At 50.5% G+C, this 25,769-nt stretch carries 25 protein-coding genes; 9 read left to right on the plus strand and 16 right to left on the minus strand.

The features are described from left to right. Positions 1–31: 31 nt before the first annotated feature. The 9 genes from NZD86_RS21570 to NZD86_RS21610 form a co-directional block, all read right to left on the minus strand. On the minus strand, positions 32–1,276 hold the full coding sequence (locus tag NZD86_RS21570) for an MFS transporter (RefSeq protein WP_407655270.1): 1,245 nt from the start codon (positions 1,274–1,276) through the stop codon (positions 32–34). 93 nt (positions 1,277–1,369) lie between these two features. After that, the gene (locus NZD86_RS21575; RefSeq protein ID WP_268044115.1) at positions 1,370–2,584 is read right to left on the minus strand and encodes a mandelate racemase/muconate lactonizing enzyme family protein; all 1,215 of its coding nucleotides are present in this window, start codon (positions 2,582–2,584) and stop codon (positions 1,370–1,372) included. A gap of 56 nt (positions 2,585–2,640) precedes the next feature. Next, the gene (locus tag NZD86_RS21580) at positions 2,641–3,324 is read right to left on the minus strand and encodes a GntR family transcriptional regulator (RefSeq protein ID WP_268044116.1); all 684 of its coding nucleotides are present in this window, start codon (positions 3,322–3,324) and stop codon (positions 2,641–2,643) included. A 173-nt stretch (positions 3,325–3,497) separates the two neighbouring features. After that, positions 3,498–3,818 carry a hypothetical protein gene (locus tag NZD86_RS21585; protein WP_268044117.1) on the minus strand — a complete coding sequence of 107 codons (321 nt, stop codon included), beginning with the start codon at positions 3,816–3,818 and terminating at the stop codon, positions 3,498–3,500. After that, positions 3,806–4,000, minus strand: a complete 195-nt coding sequence (locus tag NZD86_RS21590) for a tetratricopeptide repeat protein (RefSeq protein ID WP_268044118.1) — start codon at positions 3,998–4,000, stop codon at positions 3,806–3,808. Before NZD86_RS21590 ends, NZD86_RS21585 begins: the two co-directional genes overlap by 13 nt. An 8-nt stretch (positions 4,001–4,008) precedes the next feature. Further along, the gene (locus tag NZD86_RS21595; RefSeq protein WP_268044119.1) at positions 4,009–4,869 is read right to left on the minus strand and encodes a glycosyltransferase family 2 protein; all 861 of its coding nucleotides are present in this window, start codon (positions 4,867–4,869) and stop codon (positions 4,009–4,011) included. Positions 4,870–4,971: 102 nt separating this feature from the next. Beyond that, entirely contained in the window at positions 4,972–5,409 is a 438-nt protein-coding gene (locus NZD86_RS21600; protein ID WP_268044120.1) for a VanZ family protein, read from the minus strand. A 104-nt stretch (positions 5,410–5,513) separates the two neighbouring features. Continuing rightward, positions 5,514–6,806, minus strand: coding sequence for a glycosyltransferase family 39 protein (locus NZD86_RS21605; RefSeq protein ID WP_268044121.1), 1,293 nt, complete (start codon positions 6,804–6,806; stop codon positions 5,514–5,516). A gap of 239 nt (positions 6,807–7,045) precedes the next feature. Continuing rightward, positions 7,046–7,615, minus strand: a complete 570-nt coding sequence (locus NZD86_RS21610) for a hypothetical protein (protein ID WP_268044123.1) — start codon at positions 7,613–7,615, stop codon at positions 7,046–7,048. 114 nt (positions 7,616–7,729) lie between these two features. On the opposite strand from NZD86_RS21610, the gene NZD86_RS21615 reads away from it, so the two are divergent. Next, entirely contained in the window at positions 7,730–8,497 is a 768-nt protein-coding gene (locus NZD86_RS21615) for a YdcF family protein (protein WP_268044124.1), read from the plus strand. 54 nt (positions 8,498–8,551) lie between these two features. On the opposite strand, the gene NZD86_RS21620 is transcribed toward NZD86_RS21615, so the two are convergent. Together NZD86_RS21620 and NZD86_RS21625 are read right to left on the minus strand one after the other, a co-directional pair. Continuing rightward, the gene (locus NZD86_RS21620; protein ID WP_268044125.1) at positions 8,552–9,328 is read right to left on the minus strand and encodes a YheC/YheD family protein; all 777 of its coding nucleotides are present in this window, start codon (positions 9,326–9,328) and stop codon (positions 8,552–8,554) included. Positions 9,329–9,700: 372 nt separating this feature from the next. Continuing rightward, on the minus strand, positions 9,701–10,939 hold the full coding sequence (locus NZD86_RS21625; protein WP_268044126.1) for an IS110 family RNA-guided transposase: 1,239 nt from the start codon (positions 10,937–10,939) through the stop codon (positions 9,701–9,703). 466 nt (positions 10,940–11,405) lie between these two features. Between NZD86_RS21625 and aepX the strand changes: the two genes are divergently transcribed. From aepX to NZD86_RS21645, 4 genes are read left to right on the plus strand one after another with little or no spacing between them, the layout of a single operon-like run. Next, a complete protein-coding gene (aepX, locus tag NZD86_RS21630; RefSeq protein WP_268044127.1) occupies positions 11,406–12,308 on the plus strand; it encodes a phosphoenolpyruvate mutase in 903 nt (300 codons plus the stop codon). Further along, positions 12,302–13,474 (plus strand): phosphonopyruvate decarboxylase, encoded by a 1,173-nt coding sequence (gene aepY, locus NZD86_RS21635; protein WP_268044128.1) that lies wholly within the window; start codon positions 12,302–12,304, stop codon positions 13,472–13,474. The genes aepX and aepY overlap by 7 nt, the downstream gene beginning before the upstream one ends. Then, positions 13,462–14,583 (plus strand): 2-aminoethylphosphonate aminotransferase, encoded by a 1,122-nt coding sequence (locus tag NZD86_RS21640; RefSeq protein ID WP_268044129.1) that lies wholly within the window; start codon positions 13,462–13,464, stop codon positions 14,581–14,583. Before aepY ends, NZD86_RS21640 begins: the two co-directional genes overlap by 13 nt. After that, complete coding sequence (locus tag NZD86_RS21645; protein ID WP_268044130.1) at positions 14,564–14,752, plus strand: hypothetical protein; 189 nt, start codon at positions 14,564–14,566, stop codon at positions 14,750–14,752. Before NZD86_RS21640 ends, NZD86_RS21645 begins: the two co-directional genes overlap by 20 nt. 321 nt (positions 14,753–15,073) lie before the next feature. On the opposite strand, the gene NZD86_RS21650 is transcribed toward NZD86_RS21645, so the two are convergent. From NZD86_RS21650 to NZD86_RS21660, 3 genes are read right to left on the minus strand one after another with little or no spacing between them, the layout of a single operon-like run. Then, complete coding sequence (locus NZD86_RS21650; RefSeq protein ID WP_268044131.1) at positions 15,074–15,796, minus strand: amino acid ABC transporter ATP-binding protein; 723 nt, start codon at positions 15,794–15,796, stop codon at positions 15,074–15,076. Next, positions 15,789–16,442: an amino acid ABC transporter permease gene (locus NZD86_RS21655; protein ID WP_268044132.1), complete on the minus strand. Its 654-nt coding sequence runs from the start codon at positions 16,440–16,442 to the stop codon at positions 15,789–15,791. The genes NZD86_RS21650 and NZD86_RS21655 overlap by 8 nt, the downstream gene beginning before the upstream one ends. 31 nt (positions 16,443–16,473) lie before the next feature. Further along, positions 16,474–17,295: a transporter substrate-binding domain-containing protein gene (locus NZD86_RS21660; protein WP_268044133.1), complete on the minus strand. Its 822-nt coding sequence runs from the start codon at positions 17,293–17,295 to the stop codon at positions 16,474–16,476. 158 nt (positions 17,296–17,453) lie between these two features. Between NZD86_RS21660 and NZD86_RS21665 the strand changes: the two genes are divergently transcribed. Beyond that, positions 17,454–18,650 (plus strand): aminotransferase-like domain-containing protein, encoded by a 1,197-nt coding sequence (locus tag NZD86_RS21665; protein WP_268044134.1) that lies wholly within the window; start codon positions 17,454–17,456, stop codon positions 18,648–18,650. Positions 18,651–18,746: 96 nt separating this feature from the next. On the opposite strand, the gene NZD86_RS21670 is transcribed toward NZD86_RS21665, so the two are convergent. Further along, the gene (locus NZD86_RS21670; protein WP_268044135.1) at positions 18,747–19,523 is read right to left on the minus strand and encodes an alpha/beta hydrolase; all 777 of its coding nucleotides are present in this window, start codon (positions 19,521–19,523) and stop codon (positions 18,747–18,749) included. Between the two features lie 62 nt (positions 19,524–19,585). Continuing rightward, the gene (locus tag NZD86_RS21675) at positions 19,586–21,019 is read right to left on the minus strand and encodes a sulfatase family protein (protein WP_268044136.1); all 1,434 of its coding nucleotides are present in this window, start codon (positions 21,017–21,019) and stop codon (positions 19,586–19,588) included. A gap of 462 nt (positions 21,020–21,481) precedes the next feature. On the opposite strand from NZD86_RS21675, the gene NZD86_RS21680 reads away from it, so the two are divergent. The 3 genes from NZD86_RS21680 to NZD86_RS21690 all read left to right on the plus strand — a co-directional run bounded on the left by NZD86_RS21680 (position 21,482) and on the right by NZD86_RS21690 (position 25,687). Then, the gene (locus tag NZD86_RS21680) at positions 21,482–21,988 is read left to right on the plus strand and encodes a DUF5317 family protein (RefSeq protein ID WP_268044137.1); all 507 of its coding nucleotides are present in this window, start codon (positions 21,482–21,484) and stop codon (positions 21,986–21,988) included. Between the two features lie 4 nt (positions 21,989–21,992). Continuing rightward, the gene (locus NZD86_RS21685; RefSeq protein ID WP_268044138.1) at positions 21,993–23,726 is read left to right on the plus strand and encodes an ATP-binding protein; all 1,734 of its coding nucleotides are present in this window, start codon (positions 21,993–21,995) and stop codon (positions 23,724–23,726) included. Between the two features lie 248 nt (positions 23,727–23,974). Beyond that, positions 23,975–25,687, plus strand: coding sequence for a glucosaminidase domain-containing protein (locus NZD86_RS21690; protein WP_268044140.1), 1,713 nt, complete (start codon positions 23,975–23,977; stop codon positions 25,685–25,687). Positions 25,688–25,769 lie beyond the last annotated feature (82 nt).

Here is a 25,769-nt window from a genome sequence, read left to right on the forward strand (position 1 = left end):
ATCACTTCTTTCGTCATGGCGTAGACGCAATTCACTTGCTATAACTCGCGGTCGTACTGTTATGGGCGTTCCCGTTTCGACGCCCCTTTACGAGCGCCATAAAAATCCCAGACAACAGCATGGCCACACCCATGAAAAGAAACGCCGCTTGTAGACCTCCCGCTGAGCCCTTGATCAGTCCGACGACATACGTGCCAACGAACGAACCCAGGGCACCCATGCTATTCACCAAAGCCATTGCCCCACCGGCGACGTTTCGCGGCAACATTTCCGTGATCGCTGCAAAAAACGGACCATATGGTGCATACATGGAAGCACCTGCTAGAATCAGCAAGATGTACGAGAGGATAAAGTGTTGTGTCCCCACTTGAAACGACACGTAGAGGAGAACGCCACCAAGACTTAAGCATGGCCATACCGCTGCTTTGCGGCGAAGTGTCTTATCCGAAATATAGGAGATGCCGATCATAGCGAAGATAGCCAACAGATACGGCAAGGCAGACAACCAACCCGTAGCCGCGATACCCGCGTGCGACATCTGTTTGAGGATAGACGGCAACCACATGATGAACCCGTAGATGCCCACGCTCCAGAAGAAATAGACGGCCATTAAGCAGAAAACATTTCTGGATTTCGCGGCGGCTAATAGGTTGGGAACCGGTTGAATCTCCTTTTGCTCCTCTTTCAAAACCTCAAGTAAGTCGGATTTCTCTTGACTCGTCAGCCATGACGCCTCCTGCGGCTGGTCCTTCACGGTAAACCACCAAACGATACTCCATACGATGGCGATTAAGCCCTCAATGATAAACATCCACTGCCAACCAAAAAACTTGACCAGGTATCCTGACGCGATAGACATCCACAAAACGGTTGCCGGATTGCCGAGGATGAGGATGGTATTGGCGCGTGATCGTTCACCTTTTGTAAACCAGTGACTGATAAGAATGAGCAAGGAGGGAAACACGGCACTCTCCACAATGCCCAGTAAAAACCGATCCACGAGGAGGAGGGACACATTCGTAATGACACCCGTCGCCGCCGCAAGAAGACCCCACAGAATCATGGACCAGAGCAGAAGCTTTTTTGCGCTTTTCTTTTCCGCGTAGTTTGCGCCAGGGATTTGGAAGAAGAAATAGCCCAGAAAAAATAGTGAGCCGATAAGCGATGTGATTCCCGGGGTGATATGCAGGGTGTTCGCCATTCCACCGGCCGCTCCGAAACCGAAGTTCGACCGATCCACATACGCGAAGCTATACGTGATGAAAATGATGGGCATGAGACGCCACCAACGGATGGATGCCAACGCTTTAGCGACTTGACTCACAAGTGAAACCCCCTTGGTTTGGTTTGTAGGTTGGTTGTGGAGAGTCTACAAATCTTTCACAGTGGTCACTCTTCGGGTTACGTCTGCCCGCTTCAGCACCTCCGGGTTCAGCTTCGTACCCAAACCGGGCCCCGAAAGTGGATACACGTAGCCGTTTTCGACTTTGGGCAAGTCCGTCACGAGTTCTTTGTACCAAGTGCTGTAAAAGGCGCGCACGACCTCTTGCACCAGGGCGTTCGGCAAGTGCGTCGACAAATGCACGTCAACCGCAAAGGATACGGGGCCGACGCAATCGTGCGTGGCTACGGGAATCTCAAATGCTTCCGCGATGGAGGCGATGCGCTTGGCCTCCGAAATGCCCCCGGTCCACGTCGGATCAAAGATGAGGACACCGGCAGCCTGCTGTTGCAGTACGTCCAAGTATGCTTGACGAGTGCCGAGTGTTTCACTGGCGGCGGTGGGGACCCTCGTCGAATGAGCGAACTCATTCAAGGCCGCCACGTTGTCCATGCGAATGGGATCCTCAAACCAGAACGGTTGAAATGGCTCTAGCTCCTTAGCAATCTCTTTGGCGGCTCGTAGATCCCACCGCGAATGCATTTCCACCATGATGTGGATTTTGTCGCCGACAGCCTTGCGGATTTTTTCGAAGGGCTCCAACCCTCTGCGTAAATCAGCAGGGCTGATATAACGTCCTGCTGACGCTTCGGCATACGGATCAAACGGCCAGATCTTCATGCCCATGTACCCTTCTTCGACCAGGCTTTCCGCGAGTTCATCCGCACGATGCAAGAATCCCATCAGGTCCTCGTAGGGTCCATCTGTCCCGCCCGTGCCCCAGTTGTCCACCGGAAGGTGCGCGTGCTTCGGTCGTTTGCGCGTGTACTGATACCCGGCACAGGTGTTATAAGCGGGAATCTTCTCCCGTACAGCCCCGCCCAGCAGTTGATAAATTGGCTGGCCCGTAACCTGTCCCAAGAGGTCCCACAGGGCAATATCCACAGCTGATCTCCCGCGGTTCTCCACCCCTGTGCTGCGCGATCCGATAAAGCCCACCAGGCTTTGCCAGTGCTTCTCGATGTTGAGTGGATCTTGCCCCACCAGGACCGGTGCCGCACTTTCGTGTACCCACGCCTCCACCGATGCGGCCCCAAAGTACGTCTCCCCGAGACCCACCAGACCTTCGTCCGTGTGGACGTGAACAAAACAGATGTTTGGAAATTCTTCAACGCGGATGGTTTCCAGGGCGGTAATTTGCATTGCCTACCTCCTTATGCACATGTAAGTGTTTTCACGCCTGCCATGAATCAGCTCCTTTAGGTGTCACCTCCCGTAAGCCATGCCTCACCGTTTTCGCGCCATAAAAGCATGACGTGATCGGTAAACGCTTCTTTGACTTGAGCGAAATTTCTCGACTTCAAAACGGCGATGAGTTCCTCATGCTGGCGCACCACCGTGTCGTGATTCTCCGTAAAATAGGTAGGGTGCATGAGGGAAATAAAACGCCGAACATGCCCGCTCAGCATGTGCCAAATGCGAACATACGTCTCGACTTGACTCCACTCCAAGATGCGCCCATGGAAGCGGACATCCAGTTCCGATTGGACAAGGTAATCCGCGTCGCCTTCGACGTTTCTCATTTGCTCCACAATGACTTCGAGTTGTCCAATGTGCTCCTCCGTCAAAGTTGGGAGAACAAGTTCGAGAACAGTCATTTCAATCTGTGTGCGCAACAGGAAAATATGATAGATTTCCTTGAGGACGAAATCCGCGACATAAGTCCCTTTGTAGAGAACGGATCGAACGAGGCCTTCCTCCTCCAGCCCTCGCAGCGCTTCGCGAACCGGGACTTGGCTCGTGCCAAATATGCGAGCCAACTTCGTCTCAACAATCCGTTGTCCCGGTTGCAGTTCGCCAGTGATAATGGCTTCCCGAATCCGTTCTTTTACTTCGTTCTGATATGATCCGGTGGTAAGCGTTTTCAACGATCTACCGATCAACACACGACCTCCCCTCCGTAAGTGTTGTCCGTTCATCATATGCCCTCAACAACAATATATGATTGATTATATATAATCCGAAAATCAGTTCAACTATTCTGAATGATAGATCTATCTTATCCGTCAGGAAAAGACCGCTACCAGGCACGTTTGCGAAGCGGTCTCAGCGTATTCTAACCCAACTGGGACGGGTACGAATGCGAGGGCGAATAATACGCGGCGATGTCCATCGTTGCCTGCACCTGTCCTCCGCTACCTGCCTGTAGCGTGGCGTCTGTCACGGCAATGAGGCGTGTCGCTGACTCGAGACTTCCCATAAAGTTTTCGATCTCGCCGCTCGTTCCCACCACTTGCACCTTAAACTGGAGATTTGGCAGATTTACGATCGTCGACGCAGCTTGTGTCCCAGCGTTCGGTTGGTCCTTACTTTGGACCGCCGAGACACTGGTCACTTTGACATGTGTTGAACTTTGGGCGTCCGCTAGTGTCTGCAAAAATCTGCACGAAGTTCGCTTAGCCGAGCGTAGTATGGGAACTTCGGTGCCAATTTTTCGGCCGTCCCCAAGACCTGAGCGGCCTCTTCAAGTTCGCCCATCGCGAGTAGTTCCCGTCCCAGAAAGCCCCAGGAGACGATATCGTTAGGATCATCCTGAATGGCTTTGCGCAATAGCGACACATTACGTTTCAGTTTCGCAGGTAACACCTCGGCTTCGTAGCCCGAGTCTGAGAAGCGAATGCTTCTAACAGAAGCGAGTACGGATTATCCACCGGTCTTTGTTCATTCCCGCCGATCTGCTCGTGAATTCTCCCCCACCACTTCAATCCGAATCGTATTGGGAAGAAGCGGGTGATATCATAACTCATTTCCGTCCGGTCCCCGAGATGATTGGCAATGATCACACGGAAGAGAAACGGCGGATCGAACGGGTTGTACAATCCCGCGATCACTTTCGGAACAAAGATATCATCTTGCCACAGCACCTCGTCCGCATCCACCCAAAGGACCCAATCCGCTCGAACCTTGGACATGGCATAGTTCCTCGCGGCGGAAAAGTCATCATTCCACGCGAAGTCGTACACTTGGGCACCAAGCTTTTTCGCAATTTTGACTGTTTTATCCGTACTTCCTGTGTCGACGATGACAATCTCGTCCACAGCGCCCTTCAACGCCTCGATCACGCCCTTGATTGTCCGCGCACCGTCCTTGACAATGATCGCTGCGGCCACCGAGACTTCGGGCACAGCAAGCAGATCCCGCAGCCAAGGTGGAATGGCCGATTGATGATGGACTTGTAGACGCTGACGGACAGCGTCAATCCATGGCGCTCGAGGGTCCAGCACCGAGCACCGATCATACGCGTGCCAAGCCTCTGACGGATACCCCAGTTTCTCAAGTGTTTCACCCAGGTAGGCCCACGCTTGTGAAAGATACGGCGCGTGGCTCAACAAAGAAACGCACAGTTCCCGAGATTGCGCTAATCTCCCGTTAACGATGTTGGATTTGATTTCGTTCAACTGATCGTCGAATTTTAGCAGCCGCTCCACACCGGCATCCCCTTAAAGGAAAGTTTCACTGGGCCGCGGGTGACTTGCGTGAGTCCATTGTAGTCCTGGCCCGAAGAACCGGACACGGTTAAGGTTTTTCCTCTACCGCCCTTTGTGCATGTTCAATCTAATATGATCTTTTCTCCGAAGTGGAGTCCTCTTCCTGCGATACCACAGATAGAAGGTGAGCACACCGAGCGAATCAATCACCATATCGTACAGACGGCCATCGCGAAAGAAAAACGGTTGAGCCAGTTCGGTGAGAATGGCAAACGATATCGCGATCGCGGCGGACAAACGCCGATGCCTCAACCACCGAGTCAGTAGATACTCAAATATGAGAAACCCAGAATAGTGACCGATTTTTGAAATCGTCCACATCGGGCGCAATGGATGCAAATCAAAACGCAGGATCAACTCGAGATTCGGGTGACCTGTAAAGCGAAGCTCGCTGATTCTAAAGTGAAACGGGTTGATAGAGCACGTAAAGTAGACGAGAACAATTGCCCACATCACCGTAAGAAAACCTCTACTAAGCAATTAGCGTTCTCCCCTTAATGTGGTCAATGGCCAGTCACAAAGATGCTTCACATAGGACCTTTCCGGCCATCACTATCGCCCCCCATTCCCACACTTAGAGGGGTCTATCGAACATCATGTAATACTGCAACACCTTTCCTTCGCCTGCCACCAGCCCGCAACAACAGCGTGACAAGCGTCCAAATCCCCGCAGGAATCCCCAGGAACATGAGCCATATGATAGGTTCGTTGTAGCGTCCATAGACGAAGAAAATACTGTACAGCCCCGTAAAATAAAGCAATGTCAGTGCTACCATCATCATCTGGCGGCGTTTACCGTTTGCAAACACCAGGGCAACAGCATGTCCAATGATGGATGGCCAGACGAGCCAGTGTTGTACGAGCTTCATGGTCTCGGGCAAGACGCCAAGAATGCGGATCGGATAATATGCCAAGTTCCATAAAAGTCCTGGCTTGATCCAAAGATAACTCTGGAAAAAGTCACTCGGGTGTGTGTGATACCACTGGCGAACTCGCGCCATGGCCTCGTGCTGTTGCGCTTTGAACCAGGGAATCTCATGCTCACTCTGCGGTAGGAGGTCCGGGTGCTCGGCAAGAATCCGATGTTCGACAAGGGTCGGATCGTTCGGCGCTGGGTAGTGTAATCCCTGGAACGTTCCTAGTAGCAGCGGGTTTGACGAATCATCCGTGAGCGGGATGAACTGGTGAAAGGCAATCTCATTGCGAATCCACCAAGGTGCCAGACAGATGACGACAATACCGACAACAAGACCCATATGCGACACAAGCAGTTTCCACGGATAACGCATGCTCATCAAATAAGCGAGAGCGACAACAGCCCAGAGGATGATGTTCGGGCGGAAGTAAATAGCCGCGACAAACATGATAGAAGCCCAAACGATATCTGATGTTTTATGTTCCTTACCGGCACGTAGGACGAAATACACCAACCAGGCAAAGGCAGCCATAAATGGTGGTTCAGTAAGAAACAGCGTGTCCGTCTCAATACCCGGAACGTAAACGGCCAAAAACAACGCGACGATCAGAGCGACAGGCCGATTCCACATGTGCTCCACTGCCTTATAGGCACCAAAAATGCCGAGGCAGCCGATAATGGTGAAGACCACTTTGCCCACATATAACCCCAAAGCGCCTTTACCAAACACGGCGATGACTGCCGCGAGAATGAATGTCATACCCGGAAGCATATGGACAGTTGGGGCGTCGGGTGTATAAAATGCATATTTGCCGTACTGCAAAAGCCACTCTGCACTGCGGTAATAGCCCATATCGTCACTGTGTATGGAAACATACGGACCATAATGGAAAATGACGAAAATGCGAATGATGAATGCGATGAGGACGACGAGAATCGGTAGCGATCGCGCTTTTGACATCAATACTCTAAAGTCACCCCAGTTTGATTTGGGTCGGACAAGTCAATCTGCGTTAAGCAACAAGAATCGACACGACCTCTCTAATTCTCCCATCTAATTGCATGTCTGTCCATGCCTATAGAAGATTAGCACTGTGAGGGTGAAAATGTGAAAAGTTCGTCGTTTGAAAGTTTATTGACAGGGGTGACAAACGGTGGCTTGAAATGAAGGTCTGGATGCAATCAAATAGTCGCTCTCCATCACAAGGTACTTTTCAATAATTCTACGTCAATCCGCAGACTCGACACAGCAACCGACACATTTTGGTCAACGATTCGAATGGTCTTGTCAAGTGTGATAATCCTATGTTCTATGGAATCAGCTTGGGTTTGCAAGTGCCCTTGTCTCAACTGAACATCAGCCACTTGATGCTTCAATTCGCAAATATCAGACTGCATGGCTTTCGTTGTAGATTTTAGTTCCCGCATATCATCCTGCATGCCTCGCGTCGTAGTTTGCAGTTCACGCATATCATCCTGCATGCCTCGCGTCGTAGTTTGCAGTTCACGCATATCATCCTGCATGCCTCGCGTCGTAGTTTGCAGTTCACGAATATCCTCCTGCATGCCTCGCGTCGTAGTCTGCAGTTCACGGATATCCTCCTGCATACCTTGCGTCGTAGTCTGCAGTTGTTGAATATCCTCCTGCATCGCCTTTGTCGTATGCTTCAGTTCGTTTATATCCTCACGCAGTTCCTTGATGTCCTCTCGGAAGGTACGCTTAATGTCCCCAAATTGTGTCTCCAGGAACGTTTTGAGTTCCGTGTCCAATCGGCATTCTCCCCTCATGTGATTTCATGTTTCGAGTATATCATCAGGCCACAATGACCAACCGGCAATTTCTCATCCTAAACGTTACAATTCAACGTGGAGGTGATGTCCCCCGTGTTTTACATCCTTAAGGTCATCCAGCATCTGATTTTGCCACCGGGACTATTTGTCGTCCTGGCAATCATTGTTGCAGCGCGCATTTACAAGACGGCCCGCAAGGCAGCCTTCGCGTTGTTCGGCATTGCTGCATTCATCTACGTTTGCAGCGCACCGATGGTAGCCGATGCACTGCTCCATCCACTCGAGCAGCGATACACGCAGCCAAAAAACCCCTCGGGTGACGTCATTGTCGTACTCGGAGCAAGCTTTTCCGTTGGGACACCAAGCTTTGAGGGCACAGGTAATCTAACGGGCGATTCCGCTGCCCGGGTGCTTGCGGCAGCACGTCTCCAGAAGCAGTTACACATCCCCATCATCGTATCCGGTGGTCCCTTGGAACACGTCGGGGGTGAGTCTGTCTCCTTCGCCTCCATCGCAAGACACGATCTCAATGGAATCGGCGTCGCAAGCAACCAGATATACCTTGACCAAGAGAGTCGAAATACACAAGAGAATGCCGTCAACACAAAAGTTATTCTCGACAACCACAAATTCAAGCACCCAATTCTCATCACGTCCGCCTACCACATGGAACGTTCCGTGTTGGATTTCCAGCGGATCGGGATAGCGGTGACACCATTTCCAACAGATTACGAAGTAAGTTCTCAAGGACAACCGTACGATGTGGCATGGCTGCCATCGGCGGATGGGCTCAGCCTTGCGGAAATCGCGTTGAAGGAGTATTTGGGGATTCTGGCGACAAACATGGGGATTCGCGGATGATCCCCAAACAAACCGTGGCCGTCTACTGACCACGGTCGGCTGCTTCTGTTTCCGCTAGCTTTTTCGGTTCCTTCGGTACGTTCGATAATCAGCTGCGAATCGTTTGATCCGGCGGTAGAACGTTTTATCTTGGAGTCGGTTAAACTGTCCGTACGAGGGGTATAAAAGGTTTACTTCAATGATCCAGATCCGCCCCTTCTTGTCGATACCCAAATCAAGTCCGGCCTCGTGCGTTCGATAACCGTTTCTCCTCGCATGACGAATAATCTTGAAACTAGTCCTGATCAATTTCCGCTTCATTTTCGCGATCCGGTTACGATCGTAGCCCAAAGATTGAGCCAAAGCATCGTCGACTGTAGCTGCATAGCCTCCGCCACGCCGAACATTGGTGATGACGCTTCCCTTCCCTGCTACTTTCGCCAACATTCCCCCGTACCGCCATTCTCCTTTTCCGTCCTTCATCACGATAGTACGAATAGAGAAGGGCCTGCCGTCGATCTTGGCCAAATCGATGGCCTTTTGGACAATGATGGACCGACGGGGTCTTCCATCTTTGACCTTGTCATATAACTCTCTGAACGATTTCACGTCAACCGCGTTTCCCTTTACTTTCACATAGCGGTAACCATCTTTTGTTTTCATCGCCTTAATGATGCCCGCCCCGGTATGTTGACTACTTCCCTTGATGTACACAGCTCGATAATCATCCAAGTACTGCTTCAGAGTACTTGAACTTAAAATCGATGTCGGCGGTAAGAGCTTGGTCAGATCAGGGTGCTTGGAGTACACCCGGTGAAGTTCCCATTTAGACGGATCCCAACTTGAGGACATACCATCATTCCTCTGCCAGTGAATTGATTACCATCCACCGTATAGCGATATCTAGCTTCCGGTCACGGCAGTCGTATAGCAGACAGTTGGTTTAAGAAAATCCACCGATTCATCGGTAGATTAGCCCGTCTCCTCTCTAACCATGTCTCATAAGGTAAGTAAATCAAGTCCGGATGTTCCCCAACTACAGAATTCGTGTTCTAGGAGAGGCACTACAGTCCAACGGTAATATGTCAAGTTCCTGAAACTCGAAAAATGGAAATTTTGTTGGACCAAATTACCGTGAGTCAGTGAAAAAGACAGCACTAAAGAAACCCAGTCTGAGTTTGTTCCTCGAACTGGAACTGTTACCAAAGGATGATAAGGAGGCGATTATTGCTTCTCCGTATTCACCTTCCTTCTAGGCGTGTAGATTTGGTCGTTGCGTAGCAGCACATCGACCAGACGTACAAGTTTTCTTGCGGTTAAGACGAGGGCTCTTTTATGTTGGTGCTTTGGCACCTCAGCGAATTTCTTCTGGTAGTAATTCTGAAATTCTGGATCATGTCGTTTTACCGAGTTGGCGGCTTCAACAAGGTAATAGCGGAGGAACCGGTTACCAGATTTGATTCGCTTAGTATCTTCGGCTTCAAATTTACCGGATTGGTGTTTACGCCACGTGAGACCCGCATACTTTGCAACGGCGGCTTGGTCTTTAAACCGGTGAATGTCGCCGATCTCGGCAAGAATGCCGGCGCAGTAAACGCGTCCAATGCCGGGAATGGTCTCCAGCGTGTTCGGGATGCCGTCCAGCAGTCGCGCGATAGCTTGGTCAATCTGTTTGATCTGTTGCTTGATAGTTCGTATAGACTCGATGGAAGTAGCAAGCAGGATGTCAATCGTATCCTCTACACATTTGGAGAGGCGGTATGAGGAACGGGCGGCCTTCTGAATGCACTTGGCGACCTTCTCCGGATTAGGGAAACGATTCTTGCCTTTCTCTTTTAGGTAATCTGCAAGATCCGCCAGTTCCATGGATCCGATTTCATCAAGACTATACTGCTCCAGCAACAACTCGGTGATGGCATGACCGAAGACATCGCTTTCCACCTCGCTGGTAAAAGCGCTGCATTTGAAGAACAGGTGTTGCAAAAAGTACTGCTTTTCACGCGTCAGATTATGCACGAGATGAAATCTCATGCGAGTAAGGCGCTGTAAAGCAATGTATTGTTCTTGCAGTACCACGGTCATCGGCAGTCGTCCGAAACGCAGCCGGTCAGCGATAATCCAGGCATCAATATAATCGGTCTTGTCCAGGTCGGGGTAAGCCTCCCTGAACTTACTAATGAGCTTGGGATTGATGGTAAACACTTTGGTGCCGCGTTTTTGTAACGAGTTATCTTCGTGCAAAAACATGGCGGGATGCCAACTGTACACGGATGTGGATTCAAGTCCGACGTGGATTTCCTTGGATTTTTCCTTATCTGCTAGGGACAGAAGCTTGTCCCGCAAACGGGAAGCCCCATCGTGGTTATTCGTGACTGTGAAGGAATCCAGTGTGTCACCAACGATGTTCATGGCGCAGACTTTTAAGTCTTCAGAGCTAACGTCAATACCGACGAATAATTTCAAGGTTATCCCTCCCTTCTGAATTAGGGATTTGGGGAATTGGACTCTTCGGGACGCCCCCAGCGCGCTCGCAGATCAATCACCCTCGCATATGAGAACTTCCTTCGATCCATGAGCCGCCTCGAATCTGCTACTTTCGAGCATGGGTTGCCAAAGGGAACAGCCAACGGGTTAGAAGTACACGCGAGTGCTGGGGAAACAGACTTTAGACGTAGTCGAGCTACAGGAGATGAACGAATTTCCCCAAATGACCCAAGGATCATTGTCTGGGAACATCACGAAGAGTCCAAGACCCAATTGCGATTTATTAAGTTTTCAAGGAGGCCTGTTTTCGGGCGGACCCCGACTTCCGCTCCTCGCCCTCCGGGCTGTGGTGCGGGTTCGGCTACTTGCTCCATCTAAAAACAATTTTTTACTGGAAATTCTTCAAAAAGAAGAATCGAAAAATACTATACGAGGAGGTATATCAATGAAAAAGACATCTCAACTGAAGAGTTTAATTCAATCACCAGAACTGGAGTTTTTAATGGAAGCCCATAATGGCCTGTCGGCCACAATTGTTGAGGAAGCAGGTTTTAAGGGAATTTGGGCCAGTGGATTATCCATTTCCGCCAGCTTGGGTGTGAGAGACAACAATGAGGCTTCGTGGACGCAGGTGCTAGGTGTTTTGGAATTTATGAGCGACGCCACATCCATTCCGATTTTATTGGACGGAGATACTGGCTTTGGAAACTTCAACAACGCAAGACGGCTGGTTAAGAAGTTGGAACAACGCAGTATAGGCGGCGTCTGCATTGAGGATAAGTTGTTTCCGAAAACAAACTCGTTTATCAACGGCACAGCCCAGCCGCTCGCTGATGTAGAGGAGTTTTGCGGCAAGATCAAGGCAATGAAGGATACGCAAACGGACGAGGATTTCGTGGTCGTTGCCAGAGTGGAATCTTTTATCGCGGGCTGGGGCTTGAAAGAGACCTTGCGACGTGCAGAAGCTTACCGTCAAGCAGGTGCGGATGCAGTTCTCATACACAGCAAACGATCCGACGTAACGGAAATTGAAGCATTCATGAAAGAATGGAACGGCAGACTGCCGGTAGTCGTTGTGCCGACAAAATATCACACCACGCCGACGGATCGCTTGAGCGAATTAGGGGTCAGTGTAGCAATCTGGGCAAACCATAACTTGCGGGCGGCTATTGACTCGATTCAAAAGACATCTAAGCAAATTTTCAATGAACATAGTATCAGCAACATTGAAGGCCGGGTAGCCCCCTTGGAAGAAATTTTCCGCTTGCAAAGAGCGGATGAACTTCAGGAGGCGGAAAAAAAGTATCTTCCTTCGAAGCAGCAAAATCTAGGTGATAACCAATGTTAAATACGAGATCATTCGGACGAGAATTGCAAAAGTTGGGGTTCACATTTTATAGCGGTGTCCCGTGCTCCTATTTGAAAGACTTAATAAACTATGCCATCAATGAGTGCGACTACGTTGCGGCAGCAAACGAAGGAGATGCTGTCGCCATCGCCGCAGGTGCGTATCTAGGAGGGAAAAAGCCGGTTGTCTTAATGCAGAACTCCGGCTTGGCAAACGCTGTCTCGCCTTTGGTGTCCCTCAACTATCCTTTCCGACTTCCCGTACTCGGATTCGTCAGCCTTCGAGGGGAACCGGGCCTGCCCGATGAACCACAGCACGAACTGATGGGGCGAATTACAACGCAACTGCTGGAATTGATGCGGGTCAGATGGATGTATTTATCTGCTGATCTGGAGGAAGCGAAGCGCCAAATGCTCCAGGCAAGCCGTCATATTGATTACAATGAGCCTTTCTTCTTCATCGTTAAGCACGGGACATTTGAAACAGAGGTCCTGAACAGGCAGGAACTTGCCTCTCGACGAAACCAGGTTAAAGTCCCGAAGGATAGAGCCGACCAGCTACCCACCCGGAATGAAGTACTGGCTGCCATCAATCGGTTGAAAGATGATAACACGGTACAGCTCGCCACAACTGGAAAAACGGGGCGGGAATTATACGAGATTGAAGATGCGCCCCATAATTTATACATGGTCGGTTCCCTCGGATGTGTCAGTTCCCTCGGGTTGGGCCTGGCGCTTAGCAATAGGGATCTGGATGTCGTCGTGATCGACGGGGACGGCTCTCTCTTAATGCGCATGGGAAGTTTGGCGACAAACGGGTATTATAACCCGCCTAACATGCTTCATATTCTTCTCGATAATCAGGTGCACGATTCGACGGGCGGGCAAAGTACCGTTTCTCATAACGTAGATTTTGTGGAAATTGCGGCATCATGCGGGTACGAGAAATCGATCTATATTCATTCTATAAACGATTTAGAAAAACACATCCGTGATTGGAAGGAAACCCGCGGTTTAAGCTTTTTTCATATGAACATTCAGCCAGGTTCTCGTGCACAACTCGGTCGTCCGAAAATGAAACCGCACGAAGTGAAGGAACGGTTACAGCTGTTTATCAGGAGCAACTCCGATACAACCGAAGGAGAAGAACACCCATGCAAACCGTAAAAAGAAACATCTTGCTCACGCCTGGTCCCGCGACAACAACCGATTCCGTTAAATACGCCCAAGTGGTCCCGGACGTATGCCCACGCGAAAAGGAATTTGGGCGCTTGATGGAATCCATTGCTGAAGATCTAACCCGGTTGGTTGCCGAACCAGAACATTATGCCACCGTTCTGTTCGGAGGTTCAGGTACAGCAGCGGTGGAGTCCATCTTAAGCTCTGTAGTGGGTAGCAATGCCGTGATTATCATCAATAATGGGGCTTACGGGAAACGGATGTGTGAAATCGCTAACGCTTATTCGCTCAACTTTTACGAGTTTAAGAGCTCGCCGCAGGCCCCCATAGATGCTGACGAGTTGGAACGTTTTATTACGACATTTGACAGCAAAACAACTCATCTCGCTGTCGTTCATCACGAGACAACGACGGGCTTGTTGAACGACATTGCATCGATCGGAGAGATCTGCAAAAGACATCAAATAGATCTGATTGTGGACGCCATCAGTTCATTCGCGGCTATTCCTATTCGGATGAAAGAAATGAATATCAGCTACCTGGCGGCGAGTTCAAATAAGAATCTTCAAGGGTTGCCGGGCATTTCCTTTGTGATTGCAGACAAACGTAAACTAGAAAGCTTACGCAACCAACCATCGGCGAACTACTATCTCAACCTGTATGCTCAATATAAGTATTTTTCAGATACGAGCCAAATACGGTTTACGCCACCTGTGCAAACTTTTTACGCCCTCGAGCAAGCGATAGCGGAATTGAAACTAGAGGGACTGGAAGAAAGATACGCCAGATATACAGCGTCGTGGCAAACGTTGATTCACGGCATTCAGCAGTTGGGATTGAAACACATCGTCCCGATGGAGCATCATTCCAAGCTGGTTACTTCCGTCCTTGAACCGGATTGCAGCGGATACGATTTTCACGCAATGCACGACTATTTGTACGAAAGAGGATTTACCATCTACCCGGGAAAACTCGAGGAATTACCGACTTTCCGAATTGCCAATATTGGCGACATTACTTTCAAAGATATGGAGGCGTTTTTGGCCGTGCTTAAAGCGTACCTTGGGAGCATCAATTTTGTGGCAAGAGGCGAGTAGGTGCAAAGGGGGCGACGGCGGATCGGGTGGATCGGTCGGCGGTGGTATAGGGGCTAAGGTAGGCCGGGTAGGTTGGCCGGCCGTGGCTCAGGGCCAAGACGGGCCGGGTGGGTTGGCCGGCCATGGCTCGGGGAGAAGACGGGTCGGCCAGCCGGGCAGTCGGGAATAAGTGACTAAAATTCCCTTGATCGTTCGGGCCGACGTAGTACCACATGAACAAGCGACCTAGATTCCGTTATCCACCAAACAAACCGAATGAAAACTGTAGGATTGGCGGTGTAAGGGAATTTCGTTCCTTTGTTCCGATGCGCTGAGTGGCCTTGAGGCAATAGGGGAACATAGGTCCTCACCGCGTCGCTCCTTACCCCGTCGGGATAGCGGCTCGCAGGCAAGCAAGCCCCCTGGTCCCCTCGCCCGACCAACTCCCGCAAGCCCCCTGGCCCGCCCGTGGCAAGCACCTGACTCCATCGGACCCGATCCCACCAGGTCCTCACAGCACCTTCGACAAAAATTCCTTCGCCCGATCCGTCTTCGGCGCCGTGAAAAATTCACTCGGCGGGGCATCTTCCACGAGTGCGCCACCGTCCAAGAAACAAATTCGATCCGCCACGTTGCGCGCAAATCCCATTTCGTGCGTGACGATGACCATCGTGATACCCGTATGAGCCAACTGCTGAATTACCTGGAGGACTTCCTTGACCATCTCTGGATCGAGGGCTGAAGTCGGCTCATCAAACAGCATAATTTCCGGCTTCATCGCCAATGCGCGTGCGATGGCAACCCGCTGTTTTTGGCCACCGGACAGCGTTGCCGGATAGGCGTCCGCCTTTTCAGCGAGCCCCACTTGTTTCAGTAAGTCCATGGCCATTTGCTTAGCCGTTCCTTTATCTACACGCTTCACTCGCGTCGGCGCATAAATCATATTCTCCATGACCGTCATGTGGGGGAAGAGATTGAAGTGTTGGAACACCATGCCCGTATTTTCGCGGATTTTCGTCACGTCCGCGCCTTTGGCCGTAATGTCGGTTCCGTTCACATAAACGTGTCCCTTGGTGGGAACCTCAAGTAAATTCAAGCAGCGAAGCAACGTGGATTTACCTGAGCCGGACGGTCCGATGATGGCCACCACTTCGCCTTTGCCAATTTCCAAGGAGACGTCTTGCAACACATCGAGTTTGCCAAACGACTTGAAGAGGTGCTCAACTTTAATCACTCTTCCGCAGCCTCCTCTCCAGACGCAGCCCGATCCAAGTTAAGAACATAACGATCACATAATAAATTGCAGCGATTAAAATGAGCGGCTCAAAGTACTTGTACGTATTTGCCATCGTGATTTGAGCGCGCCGCATCAAGTCACTCGCTGTGATGACGGAAACAAGAGATGAGTCCTTGAGCAGTGCAATACTTTCATTGACCAGGGCCGGCAAAATGTTTTTCACAGCTTGCGGCAGAATGATATCGCGCATCATTTTCCCGTAAGGCACACCAAGTGACAGCGCTGCATCGCGCTGTCCTGCTGGTACTGCGAGAATACCGGCCCGAATCACTTCCGACACATATGCAGCCGAGTTGAGTGAGAACGTGATTACTCCCGCCTGCAGTGCCGGAATGTTATATCCCGTCAACTGCGGAACAGCGAAGTACGCGATACTCACTTGTACCAACAGCGGGGTTCCCCGAAATACGGATGTATAAGCGAGCCCGAACCAGCGAAGCGGTGCAAACTTCGAAACTTTGATGATGGATAGAAGCGTCCCCAAAATGAACCCGAATACAGTGGACATCACCGTGAACTCGAGTGTGACGAGGACGCCCTTCAGGATAAAACCGAAATCAATCTGACTGAAATCCAAGCCCATTACGTCACCGCCTCATATCTCCGCTGTCCGATCACTGACCGCCACCAAACCACTTGTTGGCCATCTGCTGCAGTTCCCCATCTTGCTTCATCTTTTCGATAGCCGTGTCAAACTTCTGTGTCCACTGCGATCCCTTCGGGAATGCGATAGCAGATCCGTTTTCCGTCATGCCTGCGATTTTGTTCAGCTGTAATTGTGGGTTGTTCTTAATGTAACCTGTGGCAACCGTGTTTTCGATCACGGCCGCATCTGCACGATTGGATAGAACCTCCTGGACGACCGTTGGGATCGTGTCAAGCGAGTCCAGTTTCACGTTCGGGATGGCCTTGGCGGCATTTTCCTGAATCGATCCCAACTGAACCGCAACCTTATCGCCCTTCAAGTCATTCATCGACGTGATATTTTTGCCCTTCTTCGTGATCACGACGTTCTCCGCCTGGTAATATACATCAGAGAAGTCGACGCTTTTCTTGCGGTCCGCCGTCGGCGTCATGCCCGCGATAACGAAATCCGCGCGCTTCGCTTGCAATGCCGCAATGAGTCCGTCAAAGTTCATATCAACGATCTTCACCTTAAAGTGCAGTTGCTGCGCAATGGCATTTGCGACATCTATGTCGAAGCCGACAATTTTGTCTTGCCCGCTCGAAGTATCATGGAACTCGTATGGTTTATAATCGGCGGACGTCGCTAACACCAAGGTCGGTTCCGAACTCGATCCGCCCGTCGTCGAGCCGTTAGCTGTCGCGCTATTCGCCGTGCCACTGTTGCTCGTTGTGGACGCCCCACAACCGGTCACGGACACGATCAAAGCTGCCGCGGTCGCTGCAGCACCAAGTTTAGCAAGATGTTTCATGTTTACTTCCCCCTTTTTTGACTGAAGCAATGGTGTCTGTATAAAATCTATATATAACGTATATATATGCAAAACACTATGATGTCCAGTGCTAATTTAAAATGAAAGCATATTCACGAAAAATTTGTTTTACGATAACGATTTAGGTGGCTGATTTCGTGGACTATCGTTCCTTTTTCCCCAAGACCATTCAAAATTCCCTAAACAATCCTGCCCCTGGGGCTTGGATGCCGAATGTCCCGTGCGGTGCCGTTCGACTGAGTGCTGGATATCCCGATCCGGCTTTTATTCCAACTCATCAGTTCACCGATACAATTGAGAAATTGATTCAAGAAGAACATGACCTTCCCTTTCACTACATTGGAAGCCGCTACACCGCTGAGTTAAGGCAGTGGATAGTCGACCATCTAAGTAGCAGAAACATGGTCGTTCGGCCAACTGAACTCCTCGTCGCAGCAGGTGCATTCCAAGCGATTGATCTGGTGGCCCGGATCCTTTTGGACTCCTCCAAAGCCGTCGTGGTCGAAGCGCCAACTTATATGGAAGCGCTGGAAGTTTTTCAAAACTACACGACCGATATTCTATCTGTCCCCGTCGATCGCGACGGACTATGTGTCGACACACTCGAACAGATGCTTGCAGAGCGCCGGGCGAATCATTTACAGATGCCCAGCCTCTTGTACACCATTCCGTCGTTTCAAAACCCGACGGGATCGACCATGCCGCTCAGCCGTCGACAAAAATTACTCTCGCTAGCTGAAATGTATGACTTCCTCGTCCTCGAAGATGACGCTTACGGCGATCTATTCTTCGACAAAGCACCTATTACCCTTAAATCGCTCGATCAGACGGGCCGCGTCATTTACGTCGGCTCGCTGTCCAAGGTACTGGGTCCTGGATTGCGAATCGGCTGGGCTGTGGGCCCAGAGCCAATCATTCACGCCATGAATTGGTTCAAGAAGGACTTGGACCACACATTTATCGAGGCGGCCGTTGGGTGCTTTATGGGGCGGATCGATTGGAATGCGCGCCTGCAGACGATGCGGCAAGGATACGCTCAGAGACGGGATATCATGCTGTCCGCGCTCAAAGAACATATGCCTGACGGGGTCACCTGGAGTGTGCCTGACGGAGGCTACTTTATTTGGGTACATGTGCCCGGAGTTGACACACATGCCCTTTTAGACATCGCGATGGAAGCCGGTGTCTCGTTTATACCTGGAAACTACTTTTATCTGGATACGGAGGCTCCTCGAGACTATCTGCGGTTATCATTTAGTTATGTGTCCGCCGAAGATATGGTGCGGGGAATCGAGCGACTGGCTGGTGCGATTAAGACATTTCAGTTGTCGTAGGATAAGTTGATATTGGATAGGTTCCCCTGCGCAACAACAGGGGAACCAAAGTAACTGCACAATCAACGAGGCAAACCAGAAATCTTGCGCACGGGTTCACTCAATCGATGTTCGTCCGCGAATCGGCAGCCAATTGAGTACCTCTTGAATCTGTGCGTCCCAATGCGCCCACTCGTGTCCGCCAGGACTCTCGCGATACGTCAAATCAAAGGCACTCTGCTCACATGCGCGCCGAAACACCTGATTCTCCTCGTAGAGAAAATCCTCCGTTCCACACCATTGGTAGAGTCTGGGTCTCGTGGAGGTGGAGTGCTGAAAAGTTGCCAGAAGGTGAATCAGGTCCGCCTCTGTACCGGAAATGTCCTGACTCCCGAACATCAACGAATACTCTCGAAGACGCCGGCGGGCACCCGCACTGGCGACATCCAGCGCGCCCGAGAGACTCGCAGCCGCAGCAAACCGATCCGGTTGCCGCAGCGCCAGTCTCATCGCCCCGTAACCTCCCATGGACAAACCGGCGACAAACGTATCATCTCGCTCTTGTGATAGATGGAAAAACGATTGGGCAACTTCAGGCAATTCTTCGCTCACAAATGTCCAATAACGATTTCCGTAAGCCATATCGTGATAGTAGCTCAAGTGGACCTGGGGCATGATGACGACGAGTGGCAGCGACCAAACATATCGTTCGATCGACGTGTACCGTGTCCACGCGGAGTCATCATCCGTCCTTCCGTGGAGCAGATAGAGTGTTTGAGACGGAGGATCAAAGTTCGGATTCTGGTTGGCACCACGACGTTCGGGAAGTAAGACGGTCATCGTCGTGCTCAGACCCAACACCTCGGAAAAAAAGCGACATGTCACCAGTGCCACGAAGTCTCTCTCCTTTGACTAGAAATTTACAGACGGAGTCATCTTGTTTATGGCGAGGGGCATTATTCATACGCACTGTGCTTGCGTTTAGCTAATTCGTCCGCTTCGGCTGTCATCCCAACCTCGCGCAGGCGCGTAATCCACTCCTCTTTGCCGATGTATCGGTAAGGACCTGTTTGAATGATATCTTCCATCGGATCGCCTATCTCTCCGTGAATGGCCCGATTCTCCTGAACCCACTCGACAATTCGATGATCCATTTGTGCCACGATGTCCGGATGAAGTGCCGCCACGTTGACGGACTCGTTGTCGTGCATGTCGTACAAAACGACGGGATCGAATTGATAGAATCCAGGGTCGTATGTGCGGATGAAGTGCCAACGCTCGTCGCGAACAGCTCTCTGGCATGCGTATAGGCCGTGTTCCAGTACGAGGTAATCTCGGTTCCAATTGTCGCCGTCCTGTCGCAATAAAGGAGCAAGTGATCGTCCATCCCAGCCTGTGGGTACATCGAGTCCGACCAAGTCGGCGATGGTCGCTACAACGTCCACGTTGTAGACGAACTGATCGATCGCGGTACCTGACGTCGTGAGACCGGGTACGCGCATAATGAGTGGGATGTGATGTACGGATTCCGTCGCCATGCCGTGTTCCATGTAAATGCCCTGTTCGCCGAATGATTCGCCGTGATCGGCACTGACAATAAACGTGACCTCGTCTTCAATGCCCAATTCTCTGTAGGCGGCTATGATTTGACCGACGTGTTCGTCCATGTAGGAGATTCCGGCATCGTAGAGGTTTATCAGTTGTTCGTAGTCGGTGCGATTGCGAATCTCGTGCGGCATCTTGCGTGGGATGTTCGGCGTGATGGCCCAGTGAAACATGCGGGCTGATCGGGGGTGGTACATGTGACGGTGTTGTTGGATCATTTCGTCACTTGGGAAAGCGGGCGCAGGCTGGTCAACGAACTGCTCAGCGTAATAGTCCGGGGCTGTGTAAAAACCGTGTGGGTCCCAGTACTGAATATGAAGGAAGTAGTTGTCGTCCGCTCCGTGTTCCTGGATCCAGGGAAGAACGTGTTCGTTCACCTCGTTCGCGTCTTCGTTGCCGCGCTTCAATGTGTGCGAATGGATTTCGTTCCATCCCGCGAAAAACCACCACGCTTGGTGCCTGTCACCAAAGCTTGAAATGGTGATGGTCTTGTATCCAGCTTCGCGCAGGTAACGCGTGAAAAATGGATACCTTGTACTGTACCGCTCCGCTCCAGGGTGATAAAACTGCCCGCCCGGGCCGAAATGTGTGAGAGCGCCGTGGTTGATAGCATACTTACCGGAAATGAAACTAGCTCTGGAAGGAACACAGGGAGAGGCTTCGCAGTAACTACGTGTAAACCGTACGCCCTGCTTCGCAATTTTATCGATATTTGGCGTCGTGTTTCGTGTGTATCCATAGCAACCCATGTGATCAGGCCGGAGAGAGTCTACATCAATGTACACGATCCTCACTGGACAATTCCCCCCATGAAATGATCGATCTCGCCACTGTTCAGTGCGTCCTTTAGAAAGAACACACCACTATTATTGATGAAATAGAAGGAATATTCCAGTAGATAATCACTGCGTAGGTCAGTAATCATCAAAGCACGTTTACTTCCCGTCTAAGATGTCGAAAAAAATGTCGAAATAAACTGTCGATTTAAGAAGGAAAATGATTAAAAAGAAAGAAATATGTAAGCAACATCATCGTTAGACTCTTCTATGACTACATTACGGTCTCGAAGGAGGATGAGTAGCTATGAAATTACTGAAAAAGGAAACCCTTGTTACCGTCGGAGTTCTTGTTGCACTTGCTGTCGCGACTGTTGCTGAGACGCCGTGGTTATAATTCGATAACGCTTCGCTGATAAAAGGAGCCGGTTTACCCCGGTTCTTTTTATTTTGTTTCAGGGGAGGATCATCATGCCGTATTTCGTTGCGATAGGGATCGTATGGGCATATCTGACCAAGCGAGACTTGCGTTCGCTTCTTAGCATGCGATTTAAATACCCATATCTCATTTTATCGGCACTCGTGTTCCAAATATTGTTCAACACCATGCCAATTGGTCATAGTGGATTGATGACCGTACTATATGTTCTGTCGTTCGGCTGTATCGTGATCGGGCTCATGATGAATTGGAACAAACCTGGATTCAAGCTTATTCTTGTGGGCTCCATGCTCAACCTGCTTGTCATTCTCGCCAATGACGGCACCATGCCCGTCTATCTAGGAACCGCTCATCTACTTCATCTGTCACAAGGATCTGATTATCTCGCTACGCATCACTTTATCGATTCAAATGCTTGGGATTGGTGGCTGTCTGATTGGCTTCCCTTGCCTTTATTTATCATGAGTCCGGGAGACATTTTTGTAGGGATTGGGGTGATTCAGCTTGTATTATTAAACGGGAAGAGACAAAGGGAGTGATACGTTGCTCATCGTCAAGCGTGGCTACCTGTCGTTCTTGTTCGCCTCGGGAATAGTCACCCTGATAATAGCTGCTGCTACCATCACGACACATCACGCTACCCAACTCGTGGTTGTGTCGGGCCTGGCCGTTGTCCTGAGCTTGCTCCCAATCTATCTCCCAGGTGGACTCGTCTGGGGGACAGGCGTCATATCCTACTTATTTGTATTGTCCCAGAGTGGTCTGTTCAGTTCTTTTGCTCCACTCGTCCTCGGGACGATCACAGTGTTTTCCAAGCACTATAACTGGGATTTTAGGCGTGTGAAATGGTTCCGCTTGTTTGTCACGCTCGGCATGTACACATACTCGCTTGTCGGCAGCCTCGCACTGGAACGCGTTGTAAGAAACCTTCCGGTCTATTTTCATATGCTGGCGATGATCACAGCCTTTGAAGCACTCAATCTATTGTTCTTCTTAGGTGTCCAGTGGTCGTCCGGTCAGGTACAGTCCATTTCCCGCTCGTTTAAGACGTTTCACTTCATACCACTGATCGCTAGCGCAACCATTCTTACGTTGATCGTGGAAGCAAAGTATGTCATTCCGTCGGCATGCTACGCCTGCATTCTCCTGCTCTGTTTCATTCTGCTGTCGAGACAGTATTTTCGGGCAGTTGCGTCATCAACCGAGGCTGAAAACAAGTATCGACTGATTGCACGCAATACCACCGATCTCATCATCGTGATCGACGAGCACGCGAATATCACCTACGCCTCCCCATCACACGAGAATACCTTTGGGTGCACATCGGCGGACCTTGAGGGGACGAGTCTGTACACATATGTCGACGAACAAACACTCCTTCAGTCCCTTTTAGGGGAAATTTCGGACAACCCTGTGGCACAACGGGTACAGTTCACTTTTACCGTCAATCATCATTCGGTGATTGTGGAAACGGAGCTCTCACCCGTGTTAAACAAACAAGGCAAAATCCAAGATATCATCGTCGTCTCCCGAGACATCACTGACCGAATCCGCCAGCAGGAATATATCATTCAAACCGAAAAACTAGCAGTAACAGGACAACTCGCAGCTGGAATCGCTCACGAAATTCGCAATCCGCTCACAGCGGTCAAAGGTTTTGTCCAGCTTTTAAAAGGCGACTTTGATGACATGTCCCCAGAGTCTTTCAATGTCCTGTGGACTGAGCTGTGTCGAATAGATGAAATCACGAGCGGGTTATTGATGCTTGCCAAGCCAGAGCGAGCCGAGTATTGCACGGATGATATTGGAGTGCTCATCCACCACACCGTGACACTATTGGAAGGGCAGGCTCACGAGAAGAACGTCTATTTCGAAGCGCCGTCATTTGATCCACTCTATGTCTATTGTAATAGCAATCAAATGAGGCAAGTTTTTCTAAACATATTTAAAAACAGCATTGAATCGATGGAGCATGGCGGCACCATTCACGTTGGGCTGAAGTCGATCGGGGAGCGGGCCGTGATCGAAATAACAGACGAAGGGACTGGAATTCCGGAGGAACTCATTCCATCTCTGGGCCAACCTTTTTATACGACGAAGGAGAAAGGTACAGGACTCGGGTTGATGGTGGTGTACAACATCATCAAAGAACATGGCGGTACGATTCATATCACAAGTAAAAAGAACGTAGGAACAACCGTAACTTTATCTTTGCCCGCCGTGGAGATTACGAAGAGCGGTTCCCCTGACAACGAACCCGTGAACCACTTTGTATAAAGCCAATCCATCATCCACCTGAAAAGCCATAGAAATTGTATCCTCGACCGTCAAACACAGCCAAATTACTCCGAATATAGTAGATGCGGGCGCAGGTAAATCTGCGTCTGCTTGTTATAGATGATCCCCGCCACTCTTCAACCAATCTCATACCGCTCGTGTTGTTCTGACCGTCCCATTGGAGACAGTAAAACAGCAAATGTCTGTTGCTAACGAGTACTAGGTTTAGAAATCATGGAGGCGCCATCATGAAAAAATCACATCTTGTCGCACTCGCAACCCTGCCCCTGCCGTCTCTCTTTTCCATCGCAGCTTATACACCAGCAGTACAAGCCAGCACATATCAATCCCAATCACTTGGAGTCAAGCACATCTACTTGTCCGGTCAACTCAAATCCAGCAACTACGGACTCGTCGCGAACAACACGACGTACATGCCCATCTGGTATGTCATGCAGGTACTCAAGAGCTTGGGTATTCAGAGCACATGGAATAATGGGGAATGGAATCTATTATTACCGTCGTCGTACTCTGTCAACTTGTCAAACGTGTCACCAGGATTCGGAAACTCGAGTATTGCTTTGAACGGCCGGATCGTTCAGAGAGTGAATCGCATTGTCCATGTCGATCCGCTCTCAGGCAGTCCCACAACATTCATGCCCATCTGGTACGTCATGCAAGTGCTCAACCGCGTCGGCATTCATTCGACTTGGAACGGAACGGATTGGCAGATTACACCCCCTGCCGCGATCCCGGCGAAAGGATCGTTCACCAATGTTGACTTGCGCTATGCAGCACCGGGCAACATTACCGCTTCGTCCATAGACAGCTTCCTCAAGAGCCACAACAGCCCATTTACGGGCCTGGGCGGATCGTACGTCTACGCACAAAACACGTACGGCGTAGATGCAAATTATCTAGTCTCTCACTCCATCGAGGAATGCGGTTGGACAGGCAGCTACTTCTCCACTGAACAAAACAACCTGTATGGTTACGGCGCGTACGACTCAACGCCAAATGCAGCGGGCATGTTCCCGAGCGCAGACTACGCCATCCGCTTCCAGGCATGGGAAGTTCGCAACAACTACTTAACCCCTGGAGCTTCACATTACGTCGCACCCACGCTAACTGGGATGAACCACAATTACGCAACAGATCCCCAGTGGGCCAGCAACATTGCCGCACTGATGAACGAAGTGGCTTCATCTGTTAATGATTCGGTTCAGAGTTATCACCAATTTACCAGCAGTACATCCGCCCCCGCACCGAAAAGCACGGACGAACCGGTGTTTTATTTGAACGGGGCAAGCGGTACAGTTCTCGCAAACAGCACATATTCAGGGTTGCCGTACTACTCTGATCCGGGAACGGGCGAAGCGCACATGTTCTACGGACAGACCATTCAAGTTGGCAGTGCAGGCACGAACGTCGTCACGCTCCAACTATACTTAAACAAAACGATGAACAGCGGGCTCCAAGTGGACGGTCAATTTGGCCCGGCGACAAAACAGGCCGTTCTCAATTTCCAATCGAAATATGGTCTCGCGCAATCGGGTACTTGGAATTATGGGCTGTGGAAAACGTATATTGAGCCATCCTATTCTGTCATTCCAACTGGAACAAACGTTCACATAGACCAAATGGAACAGGGGATGTTCGGCCCGTACGTCGTGGAGTGGTACCACGTTGTCGGGTACGGCTGGGTGAACGCACGGTACATCAACTTTAGCAATGTCTATCGAGTGACCGTCCAAAATCCGCATTCAGCTCAAACGTCCGTGCCGGTTTACGACGGATCCGGTCAACAAATCGCGACGTTGCACTCGGGTGACTTTGTCGTTTCGTCGAACGCTGCAGGCAGCGGCGGCTCCATTGCCATCCAGTTCGCAAACGAATGGACCGGACAGATGATGAGCGGGTATCTGCGTGCATCGGACGGATCGTTGACAGCGCAGAAGTAGTCCCTGAGGCCTAGCATGATCAAAGTCGTCACACCAGTGTGGCGGCTTCTTTATTTTGCAAGCGTCATCGTAACGAATCACA

The organism is Alicyclobacillus dauci (assembly GCF_026651605.1).
GTDB lineage: Bacteria > Bacillota > Bacilli > Alicyclobacillales > Alicyclobacillaceae > Alicyclobacillus > Alicyclobacillus dauci.

Bases quoted from the DNA above. Each gene is read 5' to 3' on its own strand.
- NZD86_RS21570 (WP_407655270.1), bottom strand. From the start codon at position 1,276: ATGCCCATCATTTTCATCACGTATAGCTTCGCGTATGTGGATCGGTCG.
- NZD86_RS21575 (WP_268044115.1), bottom strand. From the start codon at position 2,584: ATGCAAATTACCGCCCTGGAAACCATCCGCGTTGAAGAATTTCCAAAC.
- NZD86_RS21605 (WP_268044121.1), bottom strand. From the start codon at position 6,806: ATGTCAAAAGCGCGATCGCTACCGATTCTCGTCGTCCTCATCGCATTC.
- NZD86_RS21620 (WP_268044125.1), bottom strand. From the start codon at position 9,328: ATGTCCTCAAGTTGGGATCCGTCTAAATGGGAACTTCACCGGGTGTAC.
- aepX (WP_268044127.1), top strand. From the start codon at position 11,406: ATGAAAAAGACATCTCAACTGAAGAGTTTAATTCAATCACCAGAACTG.
- aepY (WP_268044128.1), top strand. From the start codon at position 12,302: ATGTTAAATACGAGATCATTCGGACGAGAATTGCAAAAGTTGGGGTTC.
- NZD86_RS21640 (WP_268044129.1), top strand. From the start codon at position 13,462: ATGCAAACCGTAAAAAGAAACATCTTGCTCACGCCTGGTCCCGCGACA.
- NZD86_RS21655 (WP_268044132.1), bottom strand. From the start codon at position 16,442: ATGGGCTTGGATTTCAGTCAGATTGATTTCGGTTTTATCCTGAAGGGC.
- NZD86_RS21660 (WP_268044133.1), bottom strand. From the start codon at position 17,295: ATGAAACATCTTGCTAAACTTGGTGCTGCAGCGACCGCGGCAGCTTTG.
- NZD86_RS21680 (WP_268044137.1), top strand. From the start codon at position 21,482: ATGCCGTATTTCGTTGCGATAGGGATCGTATGGGCATATCTGACCAAG.
- NZD86_RS21690 (WP_268044140.1), top strand. From the start codon at position 23,975: ATGAAAAAATCACATCTTGTCGCACTCGCAACCCTGCCCCTGCCGTCT.